Below are 13,054 nucleotides of genomic sequence, written 5' to 3'. Positions count from 1 at the left end.
CGGCGTCTCATGCCGCCGGAGTAGGTGGAGGCGGGTTTCTTCGCGGCGTCCACCAGGTCGAAGCGTTCGAGGAGTTCGGCGGCGACGGCGCGTCCTTGCTTTCGGGGCAGGTGGTGGAGGTCGGCCATGAGGAGCATGTTCTCCTCGCCGGTGATCAGGCCGTCGACGGCGGAGAACTGGCCGGTGACGCCGATCGCGGCGCGGACGTGCTGGGCGTGGGAGGCGAGGTCGTGGCCGGCGACCCGGGCCTGGCCGGCGTCGGGGGTGACGAGGGTGGAGAGGATCTTCACGGCCGTGGTCTTGCCGGCGCCGTTCTGGCCCAGGAGGGCGAAGACGGTTCCCTCGGGGATGTGCAGGTCGATGCCGTCGAGGACCTTCTTGTCGCCGTAGGACTTGCGCAGTCCCTCGACGGTGATGGCCGGGGTGGTCATGGCGGTGCTCCTTCGGGGCCGGTGGCGGGGGTCAGTTGCTGCGGGCGGTGATGTCGCCGTAGGCGGTGGTGGCGTTGATGAGGAGTCCGGTGGTGCCGTCGTTGCGGAGGGCGTTGGTCACCCGGCCGTAGGCCGTGCCGGCGTCGAGGGCGGCGGAGGCGCCGCGGGCGGCGCCGACGGTGATGTCGCCGTGGTCGGTGCGCAGGGTGACGGTGCCGCGGTGGGCCTCGGCGACGCGCAGGGCGCCCTTGCGGGTGGTGATCTCGGCGGGGCCGCCGAGGCGGCCGACGGTGATGTCCCCGGCCTGGAGGGCGAGGTGGGCGCCCACCGTCTCGTCGAGCTTCACGGTGGCCTGCGCGGCCTCGAAGGCGACGTCTCCGAGGCGGCCGACGCCGCGGAGTCCGGCGAGTGCGGCCTTGGCCCGGACGTGGGAGCCGGCGGGCAGCTGGACGGTGATCTCGACGGAGCCGGAGTCGCCGAGGAACCGCTTCTCGGGGGCGGGGGCCGCGATGCTCAGGACGCCGTCCGCGTAGGCGACCTCGATCCGCTCGGCGGCCTTGACGTCGCGCTTCTTGCCGGGGTCGGCGGGGCGGACGTCGACGGTGGTGTCGGCGCGGTCGGCGGCGATGAGGCGGATGTCGCCGGCGGCGATGTCGACGGTGGCGGTGATGGCGGCGGGGGTGGCGAACGTCTGCATGGTTCCTTCTCCTTCTTCGGTGGCGGGCTCTCGGTCGGCCCGTCGTTTCCGTTGATGGAAAAGCTACGTTGCGTTTGAAGGTCTGGCAACGAGTTCGTTGCGCTGGAATCTAATAATTGCAGGTCAGCTTAGATATTTCATTGCAACGGTTCTGAAGGTAATGCAACGTCAGTCGAGAGGTTCATTGCAATGGATTGAAGGTGAACGCTATGCTGGGCGCGTCAGACGACACCGGGGCGCGCCAGGGCGCGGACCCGGGAACCACGGAACGGCGCACGCGCCGCGCATGACGCACCACGGAGGAGACCGCGATGCCGGGAGGCCGACTCACCCAGTCCGAACGCCAGCAGATCGCCGTCGGTCTGGCCGACGGTCTGGCGTACGCGGAGATCGCCCGCCGCCTCGACCGGCCGACCTCCACCGTCACGCGCGAGGTCATGCGCAACGGCGGCCCGACCTCCTACCGCGCCGAGCTGGCCCACCGCGCCACCGAACGCCGCGCCCAGCGCCGCGGGCAGACCGCGCCCCGGGGGACGGAGGCGCCGCCGCAGCCCCACGGGCGCGACGCGGAGGCGGTCCGCGCGTACGAGGAGACGTTCACGACCGTCCTCGCCGCCTCGGGCATGCCCGCGATGATGTCCCGGGTGATGGCCTGCCTCACCCTCACCGACACCGGCAGTCTCACCGCCGCCGAACTCGTCCAGCGGCTCCAGGTCAGCCCGGCGTCCATCTCCAAGGCGATCTCCTTCCTGGAGACCCAGGGCTTCGTCCGCCGGGAGCGCGACGACCGCCGCCGCGAGCGCTACGTCGTCGACGACGACATCTGGTACCAGTCGATGATCGCCAGCGCGAGGTCCACCGCCCAGATCGTCGACATCGCCCGGCAGGGCGTCGGCGTCCTCGGCCCCGACACCCCCGCCGCCGTACGCCTGGAGAACGTCGCCCGCTTCCTCGACTACGTCTCCGAGAGCATCCTGCGCGCCGCCGAGCAGGCCCGCGAGATCCTCTCGGCCAAGCCCGGGAAGGCCCCCGAGGACACCGACGCCGGGGAGCCGGAGGAGTCCTGAGGGGCCGGGGGACGGCGGGCGCCGGTCAGCCGAGCCGTTCCAGCGTGAGGTGCGGGGCCAGGTCGCGCAGGAAGGCGCCGGCGTCGAGGGCCGCGCCGGCCGAGGCGACGCCGACGGCCCGGGTCCGCCCCGTCAGGACGTGGCGGAGGGCCTCCACGGCGAGCGGCGCGCTGACGGCGTAGATGTCCCGTCCGCTCGCGGTGGCGCGCCGCTCCTCGTCGCCGGAGCGGACCAGGACGTCGACCAGGAAGGTCTGCGCGGACCGGCCGTGCGCGTCGACCGCGACCGGAGCGGGGGTGTCCGGCGCCGCGAGCTCCCGCGCGGCCTCGACGGTCATGTAGGTGCGCACGTCGGGGACGGCGAGGTGGCTCGGGACGGTGACGACGTCGGCCATGGTGAACTCCCCGATCACCGGGCGGGCGCCCATCGGCTCGGGGAAGTCCCACTCCAGGATCGGGGCGGTGTCGTCGCGGTAGGCGAGACGGCCGTGCGCGAACACGACCCGCCGGCCGTCCCGCCGCTCGCGGGAGACCGTACCCGCGGCGAGCGTCCCCGCGGTGGGGTGCCAGCCGCTCAGCCCGTACGCGACGTGCACCTCGTCGGCCGCCTCCCAGTCGCCCATCGCGGCCGTGACCAGGAGGTCCCCGAGGCCTCCGAAGAAGGCCATGGCGGGGATCACCACGGTGCCCGCGGCCTTCGCGCGGTCCGCGAAGTGCGCGAACGTGTCGAGGTTGGCCTCGATCTCGGCCGCCACGTCGACGTAGGGGATGCCCGCCCGCAGCGCCGCCTCGATCACCGGCGCGGCCGTCGTCGCGAACGGGCCCGCGCAGTTGACCACGGCGTCCACGCCGGCCAGCGCCCGGTCGAGCGCGGCCGGGTCGTCGACCGGCGCCGGACGGACGTCGAGCCCGCCGTGCTCCGCCGCCAGCGCCCCGAGGCGGGCCGCGTCGCGCCCCGAGAGCACCGGCGCGAAGCCCCGGCGCAGCAGCTCCGCCACCACGAACCGGCCGGTGTGCCCGTAGGCGCCGAACACCGTCACCGTGTACCCCGAAGTCATTCCGCTCTCCCGCCGCCTCGTTCGTTCAACTGTGAACGAGTTTGGCGCGGTCCGGCGCCCGGCACGAGGTCCGGAACCGACACGCCCCACACAGTTCCGGACACGCCCCAGGCGCCCCCGCCACCCGGATCCCGACGTGGTGCAGGGCCCCCGGCGTCGGTCACACCGCGCCCAACTGGGCAGGGAGCGGCGCCGAGTGAAGGACCGTCAGGCCGGACACGGCGCGGGTCAGCGCCACGTACAGCCGCCGCAGGCCGGTCCGCTCGTCCGGCTCGCCGTCGACGACGGCCGCGGGCTCGTCGAGGACCACGTAGTCGTACTCCAGACCCTTCGCGAGCGAGGCGGGGACGAGCGTCAGCCGCGACTCGGCCGTCGTCTCCTCGCCGGGCGAGAGGTGGGCGAGACCGGCCGCCGCCAGCGCCTCCGCGAGGGGCGCGATCCGCGCGTCGGCCGCGATCAGGCCGACGGAACCCTCGTGGGCGAGGGCCTCGGCGCAGGCCGCGACGACGTCGGCGTCGAGGTCGCCGGCGGGGCGGACGACCAGCGAGCCCGGGTTCTCACGGACCGACTCGACCGCCGCGAGCCCCGGCGACATGTGCGGGAGGAGCCGCGAGGCGTACGCGATGACCTCGCGCGGCACGCGGAAACCGGCGGTGAGCTCCTCCACCACCGCCTCCGGCTTGCCCAGGTGCCCGAGCGCCTGCGCCCAGCTCGCCGTCGCCCACGGGGTGGTGCCCTGCGCCAGGTCGCCCAGCACGGTCGCCGAACCCGTCGTGCAGCGCCGGCCGACGGCGCGGTACTGCATCGGGGAGAGGTCCTGCGCCTCGTCCAGGACCACGTGGCCCAGCGAGTGGGTGCGCTCCACCAGGTCCATCGCCTCGTCGATCAGGACCGCGTCGGCCGCCGACCACTTCGCCGTCCGCACGCTGCGGGCCGGCTTCGCCCACAGCAGCAGCTTCTGCTCGTCCTCCGTGAGCAGCCCCTCGGCGTGCTCCGCCAGGAACTCCGGGTCGCTCAGCAGCCGCAGCACCAGCTTGGCGGGCTCCACGAGCGGCCAGCACTCCTTCACGACGGCCTTCACCGCGGGGTTGCGCGCGACGGCGTTCTGCACGCGGTCGTCGGGCGCCTCGCCGGCCTGCTCCATCCGCACCAGGACGGCGTGCGCGACCCGCTGCGGCAGCGCGTCGCGGGCCGCCCCGTACCGGATGTCCCGGTCGATCAACTCCTGGACGATCTCCTCCAGTTCGTACGCGGGCACCCGCCAGCGGCGCGAACCGCGCACCACCATCAGGGACTCCTGGGGCAGCGCGATGTGCGAGCGGACCGCCCGCCGCAGCACCTCCGCCATCCGGGCGTCGCCCTTGACGACCGCCGTCGCCGCCTCGTCCGTGCCGCGGACCTCGACGTGCGCGACCAGGTCGTCGACGGTCGCCTGCCGCACCTCCAGCTCGCCCAGGGCGGGCAGGACCTGCTCGATGTAGTGGAGGAAGGACCGGTTGGGCCCGATGACCAGGGTGCCGGTGCGGGCGAGCCGCTCCCGGTGCGCGTAGAGCAGGTAGGCGACACGGTGCAGGCCGACGGCCGTCTTGCCGGTGCCGGGGCCTCCCTGCACGCACACGGACCCCGACAGGTCGGACCGGACGATCTCGTCCTGCTCCGGCTGGATCGTCGCCACGATGTCCCGCATGGGGCCCACGCGCGGCCGCTCGATCTCCGCCTGGAGCAGCCGGCTCGTGGTCTCCAGCTCCGCCGGGTCGGACAGGTGCTCGTCCTCGTAGGCGGTCAGCTCGCCGCCCGTGTACCCGAAGCGGCGGCGCAGCCCCACGTCCTGCGGGTCCTTCTTCGACGCCCGGTAGAACGGCTGCGACACCGGCGCGCGCCAGTCGATCACCATCGGGTCGCCCTCGGCGTCGTGCACGTGCCGGCGCCCGATGTAGAACCGCTGGCCCTCCTGCGTGGTGTGGAGGTAGTCGAGCCGCCCGAAGAACAGCGGCGTGCCGGAGAGGTCGGCGAGCGCCTTGATCCGGTCCTCGATCTGCCGTTCCAGGACCACCGAGTTGACCCAGTTCGCCGTGACGTCCTTGATGTCGAGCGCCTCGACGTCCTCGCGCATCGCGCGCAGCGCGGCGCGGGACGAGGACAGATGGGCGCGCTCCCGCGAGAGCGGGTCGGATACGGACACGGTGAAGCCTCCGGGCAGGTGGATACGCGGACACGACGAGGTGGCCGCCGGTTTCCGACCGGGCGGCGGCGCTCCACGGACGGGAGGCGGGGAAGCCGGCAAGTGTAACTCCGGCCGCCGCACGCCACGAAACCCGTTCTCCCCGTAGGGGGACGGGTCCGTCTCACGACGGACCCCGGATCCGCCCTCAGGGCGATGTGTTCGGAATGTCCGGATTCCATGATGGAGGCATGACCGCGACGACCTTCACCCTCGTGACCACCGTCCCCCGACCCCACCGCCTCGCCACCGCGCTGCGGGCGATACGCGCCTTCGGCGGCGCGGCGGCCGCGGTCGCCCTCCTGGGCGACTACGGCCCGCCCGAGGCCGGCGTCGGGAACCCGCGCCCGGTCCCTACGGCGCGAGCAGCTCGTCCGCGTCCATGATCCGGTACGCGTACCCCTGCTCGGCCAGGAACCGCTGGCGGTGCGCCGCGAAGTCCTGGTCGATGGTGTCCCGGGCGACCACCGAGTAGAAGTGCGCCTGGTGGCCGTCCGACTTCGGCCGCAGCACCCGCCCCAGCCGCTGCGCCTCCTCCTGACGGGAACCGAAGGTGCCCGACACCTGGATCGCCACCGTCGCCTCCGGCAGGTCGATCGAGAAGTTCGCGACCTTCGACACCACGAGCACGCTGATCTCGCCGTTGCGGAACGCGTCGAAGAGCTTCTCGCGCTGCGCGTTCGACGTCTCGCCCTTGATGACCGGCGCGTCCAGGTGCTCGCCGAGCTCGTCCAGCTGGTCGATGTACTGGCCGATGACGAGGATCTGCTGCCCGGCGAACTTCTTCACCAGGGCCTCCGTCACCTTCCGCTTCGTCGCCGTCGTCGCGCAGAAGCGGTACTTCTCCTCCGCCTCGGCCGTCGCGTACGCCAGCCGCTCGGAGTCGGTCAGGTTCACCCGGACCTCGACGCAGTCGGCGGGCGCGATGTACCCCTGCGCCTCGATCTCCTTCCACGGCGCGTCGAACCGCTTGGGCCCGATCAGCGAGAACACGTCCGACTCGCGCCCGTCCTCGCGGACCAGCGTCGCGGTCAGCCCGAGCCGCCGGCGCGCCTGGAGGTCCGCCGTGAACTTGAAGACCGGCGCCGGCAGCAGGTGCACCTCGTCGTAGACGATCAGGCCCCAGTCCCGGGAGTCGAACAGCTCCAGGTGCGGGTAGACGCCCTTCCGCCGGGTGGTCAGCACCTGGTAGGTGGCGATGGTGACCGGCCGGATCTCCTTCTTCGTCCCGCTGTACTCGCCGATCTCGTCCTCGGTCAGCGAGGTCCGCTTCACCAGCTCGTGCTTCCACTGCCGCGCCGAGACCGTGTTGGTCACGAGGATCAGCGTCGTCGCCTTCGCCTGTGCCATCGCGCCCGCCCCGACCAGCGTCTTCCCCGCGCCGCAGGGCAGCACGACCACGCCGGAACCGCCGTGCCAGAAGCCGTCGACCGCCTGCTTCTGGTACGGCCGCAGGCTCCAGCCGTCCTCCGCCAGGTCGATCCGGTGCGCCTCGCCGTCCACGTACCCGGCGAGGTCCTCCGCCGGCCAGCCCAGCTTCAGCAGCGTCTGCTTGATCTGCCCCCGCTCGGACGGGTGCACGGCGACGGTGTCGGCGTCGATCCGCTCCCCGACCAGCGGCTGCACCTTCCTCGACCGGAGGATCTCCTCCAGGACCGGCCGGTCCGTGCTGGTCAGCACCAGACCGTGCGTCGGGTGCTTGGACAGCGTCAGCCGGCCGTACCGCGCCATGGTCTCCGCGATGTCGACGAGCAGCGCGTGCGGCACCGGGTAGCGCGAGTACTCGACCAGCGCGTCGACGACCTGCTCGGCGTCGTGCCCGGCGGCCCGCGCGTTCCACAGCCCCAGCGGCGTCAGCCGGTAGGTGTGGATGTGCTCCGGCGCCCGCTCCAGCTCGGCGAAGGGCGCGATCGCCCGCCGGCACGCCTCGGCGAGCTCGTGGTCGACCTCCAGGAGCAGCGTCTTGTCGCTCTGGACGATCAGGCAGGACACACATACCTCCAGCGATAGGATCCTCGTGTGACAGACAGCACATCCGCGCCTGCCACGGCCAGGGCCATGCCCCGTGCCCGCCGCCCGAAGGGCGTCCCGGCCAACGCGTCGGGAATGCGCGCTGCCATCTATGTCCGCCTTTCGCGGGAAACAGAAAACTCTACCTCGCCCGAGCGTCAGCGCGCGGCCTGTGAGGCACTGTGCGCGGCCCGTGGTTGGCAGGTCATAGCCGTGGAAGAGGACATCGACGTCTCGGGCTACTCGCGGGGTCTGGACCGCCCGGGGCTGCAACGCGTCCTGTCTCGTCTCGCCGAGTTCGACGTGATCGTGTTCTTCAAGATCGACCGTTTGGCCCGCTCCACGGTGGACTTCGCGGAGATCATGAAGGTCACGCAGACGGAGGGCGTGGCACTGGCGTCCGCCAGCGAGCCCCTGGATCTCACGTCGTCCATGGGGCGAGCCATGGCCAAGGTGATCGCGGTCTTCGCAGAGCTCGAGTCCGACACGATCGGCATGCGCGTCTCCAGCGCCCACGAGCACCTGCGCCGGGAGGGTCGCTATACGGGCGGCCGGGTGCCGTACGGGTACCGCGTGGTCCCCAACCCCGACGGCGCCGGAAAGGTCCTGGAGATCAACCCCGAGGAAGCGAAGACGATCCACGAGATCGTGAAGCGAGTCCTCAACCAGGACTCGCTACTCAAGATCGCAGTGGATCTCACGGAGTCCGACAAGCCCTCGCCTGGTCACTCCTCGCGGCAGACCACGGGCAAGCGCAGTGACTCCAAGCGGTGGTACCCGTCCACCCTGCGGAGCCTTCTCGGCAACCCGCAGTTGCTGGGGCAGGTGATCGAGGACGGCAAGCCGATCCTGATGACGGACGGGCTGCCGCTGGTCAACCGCACGCCGATCCTGGACATGGACACGTGGCAGGCGTTGCAGGACGAGCTGAGCCGGCGAGCCAACCCGGGCGACCGGCGACGTGAAGGCACGGCGCTGCTGCGAGGGATCGCCTATTGCGCGGTATGCCGCAACCGTATGTACACGTTCGTCGCCAAGGGTCGTATCCGCTATCGGTGTATCGGCCGGCTGAAGGCCCGGCAGGCAGGCACGGAGCTGACGTGCTACGGCGTGAGCATCGCCGGTGAGGGCATGGAGCAGCACGTCACGGACCTGTTCCTGACGAAGTTCGGCGCGCTGCCCGTCGTACGCATGGTGGAGCACGTGGGTGAGGACTTCCGCCCGCAGATCCGGCATGCCAGGGAAGCGCTGGAGGACCTGGAGAAGGACCGGTACGACCGTGGTCTGTTCAAGGGCGAGGAAGGTGCAGCGAGGTACGCGGCTCAGTACGCCAAGCTGGAGGAGCGCTTGGCCTCACTGAACGAGAAGCAGCGCACCGCCAAGCCTGCGGGGGTGGAAGCGGTCCCGACCGGCCGGACGCACGCACAGCTCTGGAAGGACGCGGATACGGCGGGCAAGCGCGATCTGCTGCTGAACGCGGGGGCGTACGTCGAGGTCGGCATGTCCCGCAAGGGCGGCCCGAGACTGGACACTTCCCGCCTCGCGGTCCACTTCGGAGAGGACGGCGAGATCCGCCGCGCGGACGTCGACGGCAAGGACGTCGAAGCGGTCGTACAGCGCGCTGCTGCTCAGGCGCTTGAGCTGTTCTGAGCTCGCCGAGCGATGACGGAATGACGGTTCTCTCTACTTTTTTGATTGCACATAGAAAAGTAAGAGAAAAGCAGATCAGGGGTTCCATCCGTCATCCCGTCATCGCAGCCGCGTCCGTTCGCGCGAGAGGGGGTGGGCGGTGACCCCCTCCAACCTTGGCCCGCTCGTGTGGGAGGGAAAACTCTCGCATGGTCGATCGGGGTGTTCTTGCGGGGTGTCCGCCGTCGAGGCCTTGGCTGTCTGCCGTCGGTGTCCGACCACACCGTTAGCGTGTGCGGATGACGCCCGCTGATGATCGACAGTTCCCCGCCGCGCTAGCCGCTGCGATGGCCATCCGTTTCGACTATGCCGGTGGTGATGGGGTCGACTTCGAGCCCCTCACGGCGTTCCTGTCCGCCGAGGAGACCACCGACTGGTTCCGGGCATGGACCGGAAACGGCGAACTGCGCGGGGACGACTTCCGCGTGTTCGGCCAAGACGGCTCGGGAGGGTACGCGGCTTTCTGGCTGGTCCGGACGGGGCTGCCCCTGGCCGATCAACCCGTCGTCTTCCTCGGGTCCGAAGGGGAGACCGGCGTCGTCGCACGCGACCTGGCAGCCTTCCTCTGGCTGCTGGCCGACGGCTTCGGCCCCTGGGAGGCGGCAACCTCGTACGAGCCGGACTGGACTCCGCGCCCCAACGACGAGCTGGTGGCCCTTGCAGAGCGGTTCGCGCCCGACCAGCGTCAGCCGGCAGTCACCGTGATCGAGCAAGCCGCAGCGGAGTTCCCTGACTTCGACGACATCATCATGGGTCTCTGTCGCTGAGACGGCAGTTCGGAACGGGGTGGTGATCTGGCCAAGTGTGAGGCTTTCTCCTGTTCTGAGGTTCGTGGTCCTACCCCAAGTACGGGGGGGGGAACGGTGCTCCAAGAAGTGGCGGATTCACAGCCGTTGCGTGTGGTGCATGGGAAGCGGGTCGAGTTCTTCCGGCGCCACGAAGCGGAGTTCCGTGCTCTCGTCGGAGATGGCCAGGGTGCCGCCGACGACCCGGGCGGTGAAGCAGACGTTGAACTGCCTGCGCACCTCTCCGTCGCTGTACGCGATGACGTGACGGGGGTCGGTGTACGTGCCGACGAGTCCCGTGATCTCGACGTCCAGGCCGGTTTCCTCTTTGACTTCCCGTACGGCTGCGCCGGGGAGGGAATCGGCCATGTCCATGGCCCAGCCCGGTAGCGCCCACAAGTCGTTGTCCCGGCGCCGTTGGAGAAGTACGTGGCCACGCTCGTCGGTGACGACGGCAGAGGCTGCCACCACCAGGCTGTTCGGCTAGGGGCGTGCGGATCGTCGTAGTACTCGGTGCGGGCCACGGCGCTCAGCCTTCCACGGTGTGGGCCGCTCCCTCCGCGATGCGGGGGACGCCCCGCTCCCACAACTCCTCGCCGTGCTCGGCGAACCTGTCGAACATGCCTCCGCTGTTGTGGCGCCGCAGGTGCAGTGAGGCGAGTCGTGGCCGACGAGCCGGGCGAGGTGCGGGGTCACCAGGGCTTCGTCATCGAAGCGGAACACGGACAGGCTCACGTGGTTGATGGCGTCCAGCGGGGCGGAGATGCGCGCCCCTACCCCTTCGAGCGGTCCGAGTCGGTCCAGGTGCTCCAGCGTGATCCTGATGCGCGTGGAGACGGACAGGGCTACGTCCTCGATCGTCTCCCGCTGTCGGGTCACTTCTCCGTCCGGGTCCCCCACGAGGAAACGCACCCGGCATCCGGCCTCAGCCTTGCGCCGGATCGTGTCCGCGAAATGGGGCACCTGGGTCCAGAAGAAGTAGTTCGTGTAGCCGGCGAGGAAGAGTTCCGTGCGTGCCGACTCGACAAGTTCTGTCCAAACCGTTGATGGGCATGCGGACCGATACGGGTAGCTGTGGACCAACTCGCGGTCGCTGCCGGTCTTCACGCGTTCCTGTACGGCCTTCGGCCACAACATCTCTTCGTCCACTCCCAGCGCCCGACAGGCGTCCGCTCGGTTCCTTGCGTGTGGTGTCAGATCAGCATTGCCCAGCCATCGTTCCACCTGCTTCGCGGATACCCCCACCCGGTACGCCAACTGGCGCGGGGACATCCCTGCGCCCTCCATGGCGAACTGAAGAGCGGCGTTCAAGTCAACCCCTTCGCCGTTGCCTTCTGGGCTTTCTTCGACCCTAGCGTCGAACGTCTCAACTGTCCGCCGTGCGGGGGCGGATACGTCCGCAAGGGTGGGCCACGCTCCCGCCGTGACCGAACCCACGTGATACAGCACCCCGTCGATCGAGCTGCCCCTGCACCTGGACCGGGACCCGGACCCCGTCGATGGATGCGCAGGGTGCGCCGAACTGGCCGACGTGCGCTCCCGTGCCCGTGCCGGGGGCGACATGACCACCGTGTCCGACTGCAACGTCTTCATGCGCCGGCACCCCGAGGGACACTGATGGTCACCGCAGAGGACATCGGGCGACGCGTGAAAGACGGCGCGGGACGGGTCGGCATCCTGCGTGACGTGATTCCGGACTACGAGGATCCCGCCGGCCTGCCGAGCGAGCGCCGGAAGCGCCCTACGGCGTTCCTGTGCCCCGAGGGCGGAGGTCGCGAGTGGCTGGTCGCGCCGGACAGCGTGAGGCGCGCGTAGCGGCCCCGCGCGGTGACGGCCAATCCTCCAGTCTGCCTGATGTCAGACCTGGTCGTCGGCGAGTTCCGCCACGCCCGTGATGCGGTGCAGCGGATACGTGCGGACCTCGTCGGCGGTGTGGTCGTAGCCGGTGACGAAGCCGCCCTCGACCCGGACCGGGGCGATGACCCGCTGGCTGGCGGCGCCGTCGGCGTTCACGTACCCGATCCACACGGCGGAGCCGGTCATCGCGGCGGCCTGCACGGTGGCGAGGGTCTCGGCGGCGGAGGTGCGGGGCAGCGCCCCGGCGGCCGCCGCAGGGGCGGGCTCCTTGCGCACCGCCGTCGCGGCCCGGTCGCCCGCGCGGATCGCCTTCACGGCCGCGCCCAGGAGCGTGGCGTCGGGAGCGGGCGGGCCGTCAGGGACCGGCACGGGGGCCGTGCGCGCGGGGGTGCGGTAGGCGTCGGCGCGGGTGACGAGGACGTCGCCCTCCGCGGACTCGGCGGCCGGCGCGTACCCCATCGACCGCAGCCCCGCCAGCAGGGACGCCGGATCGGTCTGCGCGGCCAGCACGGTCGGCGCGAGCCGGCGCAGGCCGAGCGCCGCCGACCGCCGGTCGGCCAGGATCTCGCCCAGGACCGTGTCGTCGTCGCACCGCAGGTACGCCGACGCCGCCCCCACCTTCAGATGGCCGTGCCGGCGCGCCACGTCGTCGACCAGGTAGGCCAGCGGCTGCGGCACGGGCGTGCGGGAGTGCGCGGCGAGGAAGGAGTGCAGGTCGGAGGCGGTCTGCCCGGAGTCGAGCGCCCGCCGTACGGAGCCGGGCGTGAACCGGTAGACGGTGGCGCCCCCCTTCGACTCCACGTCCGCCAGGACGGCCAGCGCGTCGGCGAGCGGCCGCAGCAGCGGACCAGGCGCGACGGCCGTCAGGTCGGCCTGGAGGAGGACGTGGTCGACGGCCTCGGGAAGCAGCGGCGCCAGCAGCGTCGCCGCCCGCCCGGCGGCGACCGACAGTTCGACCCGGCCGCCGTGGTCGGCGGGGGCCGCGGCCTCCGCCAGCGGCAGGTTGAGCAGCGCGCGGGCCGGCGCCGACAGGGCGCCGCGGCCGGTGAGCCCCAGGAGCTCGGCCTCGGCGAGCGTCCAGCGGGCCAGCCGCGACCGCAGGTCGCCGGGGACCTCGGGCCCCGGGGCCGGCTCGGGGGTGTCGTCCGCGACGGTCGTCGGGCGCGGCGGCCGGGGCGGGCCGGCCGCCGACCGCGTCGTCTGGCAGGAGTACCTGGAGACGGTCGTCCGGGAGAGAGAC

The 13,054-nt window shown here is 71.4% G+C and carries 11 protein-coding genes and 2 pseudogenes; 5 read left to right on the top strand and 8 right to left on the bottom strand.

Features of this window, described 5'->3' with window-relative positions; genetic code table 11:
- Both ACZ60W_RS25030 and ACZ60W_RS25025 read right to left on the bottom strand, forming a co-directional pair.
- Window positions 1-431 (bottom strand): ABC transporter ATP-binding protein (locus ACZ60W_RS25030; protein WP_469757602.1); only part of this gene is annotated, 431 nt, incomplete at its 3' end.
- 31 nt (window positions 432-462) lie between these two features.
- Window positions 463-1,128 (bottom strand): DUF4097 family beta strand repeat-containing protein, encoded by a 666-nt coding sequence (locus tag ACZ60W_RS25025; RefSeq protein ID WP_469757601.1) that lies wholly within the window; start codon window positions 1,126-1,128, stop codon window positions 463-465.
- Between the two features lie 311 nt (window positions 1,129-1,439).
- Between ACZ60W_RS25025 and ACZ60W_RS25020 the strand changes: the two genes are divergently transcribed.
- Window positions 1,440-2,195, top strand: a complete 756-nt coding sequence (locus ACZ60W_RS25020) for a GbsR/MarR family transcriptional regulator (protein ID WP_469757600.1) — start codon at window positions 1,440-1,442, stop codon at window positions 2,193-2,195.
- 25 nt (window positions 2,196-2,220) lie between these two features.
- On the opposite strand, the gene ACZ60W_RS25015 is transcribed toward ACZ60W_RS25020, so the two are convergent.
- Both ACZ60W_RS25015 and ACZ60W_RS25010 read right to left on the bottom strand, forming a co-directional pair.
- Entirely contained in the window at window positions 2,221-3,252 is a 1,032-nt protein-coding gene (locus ACZ60W_RS25015) for a saccharopine dehydrogenase family protein (protein WP_469757599.1), read from the bottom strand.
- A 160-nt stretch (window positions 3,253-3,412) separates the two neighbouring features.
- Entirely contained in the window at window positions 3,413-5,365 is a 1,953-nt protein-coding gene (locus ACZ60W_RS25010; protein ID WP_469757605.1) for a HelD family protein, read from the bottom strand.
- A 299-nt stretch (window positions 5,366-5,664) separates the two neighbouring features.
- On the opposite strand from ACZ60W_RS25010, the gene ACZ60W_RS25005 reads away from it, so the two are divergent.
- On the top strand, window positions 5,665-5,859 hold the full coding sequence (locus ACZ60W_RS25005) for a hypothetical protein (protein WP_469757598.1): 195 nt from the start codon (window positions 5,665-5,667) through the stop codon (window positions 5,857-5,859).
- On the opposite strand, the gene ACZ60W_RS25000 is transcribed toward ACZ60W_RS25005, so the two are convergent.
- A complete protein-coding gene (locus ACZ60W_RS25000; RefSeq protein ID WP_469757597.1) occupies window positions 5,828-7,465 on the bottom strand; it encodes a DNA repair helicase XPB in 1,638 nt (545 codons plus the stop codon). The genes ACZ60W_RS25005 and ACZ60W_RS25000 overlap by 32 nt on opposite strands.
- A gap of 27 nt (window positions 7,466-7,492) precedes the next feature.
- On the opposite strand from ACZ60W_RS25000, the gene ACZ60W_RS24995 reads away from it, so the two are divergent.
- Window positions 7,493-9,133, top strand: a complete 1,641-nt coding sequence (locus tag ACZ60W_RS24995) for a recombinase family protein (protein WP_469757596.1) — start codon at window positions 7,493-7,495, stop codon at window positions 9,131-9,133.
- 278 nt (window positions 9,134-9,411) lie between these two features.
- Window positions 9,412-9,939, top strand: coding sequence for an SMI1/KNR4 family protein (locus ACZ60W_RS24990; RefSeq protein ID WP_469757595.1), 528 nt, complete (start codon window positions 9,412-9,414; stop codon window positions 9,937-9,939).
- A gap of 117 nt (window positions 9,940-10,056) precedes the next feature.
- Here the strand turns inward: ACZ60W_RS24990 and ACZ60W_RS24985 are convergent.
- Window positions 10,057-10,481 (bottom strand): annotated as a pseudogene (locus ACZ60W_RS24985) (NUDIX domain-containing protein).
- A 5-nt stretch (window positions 10,482-10,486) separates the two neighbouring features.
- Window positions 10,487-11,094: pseudogene (locus ACZ60W_RS24980) on the bottom strand (XRE family transcriptional regulator).
- 480 nt (window positions 11,095-11,574) lie between these two features.
- On the opposite strand from ACZ60W_RS24980, the gene ACZ60W_RS24975 reads away from it, so the two are divergent.
- Window positions 11,575-11,772, top strand: a complete 198-nt coding sequence (locus ACZ60W_RS24975; RefSeq protein WP_469757594.1) for a hypothetical protein — start codon at window positions 11,575-11,577, stop codon at window positions 11,770-11,772.
- A gap of 42 nt (window positions 11,773-11,814) precedes the next feature.
- Here ACZ60W_RS24975 and ACZ60W_RS24970 read toward each other — a convergent pair.
- A partial coding sequence (locus tag ACZ60W_RS24970; RefSeq protein WP_469757593.1) for a helicase-associated domain-containing protein occupies window positions 11,815-13,054 on the bottom strand: 1,240 nt, incomplete at its 5' end.

The organism is Streptomyces sp. NPDC104202 (assembly GCF_055584185.1).
Note: the sequence above shows the minus strand (reverse complement) of the source record. Positions and strands in the feature narration are given on the sequence as shown.

Bases quoted from the DNA above. Each gene is read 5' to 3' on its own strand.
- ACZ60W_RS25025 (WP_469757601.1), bottom strand. From the start codon at position 1,128: ATGCAGACGTTCGCCACCCCCGCCGCCATCACCGCCACCGTCGACATC.
- ACZ60W_RS25020 (WP_469757600.1), top strand. From the start codon at position 1,440: ATGCCGGGAGGCCGACTCACCCAGTCCGAACGCCAGCAGATCGCCGTC.
- ACZ60W_RS25015 (WP_469757599.1), bottom strand. From the start codon at position 3,252: ATGACTTCGGGGTACACGGTGACGGTGTTCGGCGCCTACGGGCACACC.
- ACZ60W_RS25010 (WP_469757605.1), bottom strand. From the start codon at position 5,365: ATGCGCGAGGACGTCGAGGCGCTCGACATCAAGGACGTCACGGCGAAC.
- ACZ60W_RS25005 (WP_469757598.1), top strand. From the start codon at position 5,665: ATGACCGCGACGACCTTCACCCTCGTGACCACCGTCCCCCGACCCCAC.
- ACZ60W_RS24990 (WP_469757595.1), top strand. From the start codon at position 9,412: ATGACGCCCGCTGATGATCGACAGTTCCCCGCCGCGCTAGCCGCTGCG.
- ACZ60W_RS24975 (WP_469757594.1), top strand. From the start codon at position 11,575: ATGGTCACCGCAGAGGACATCGGGCGACGCGTGAAAGACGGCGCGGGA.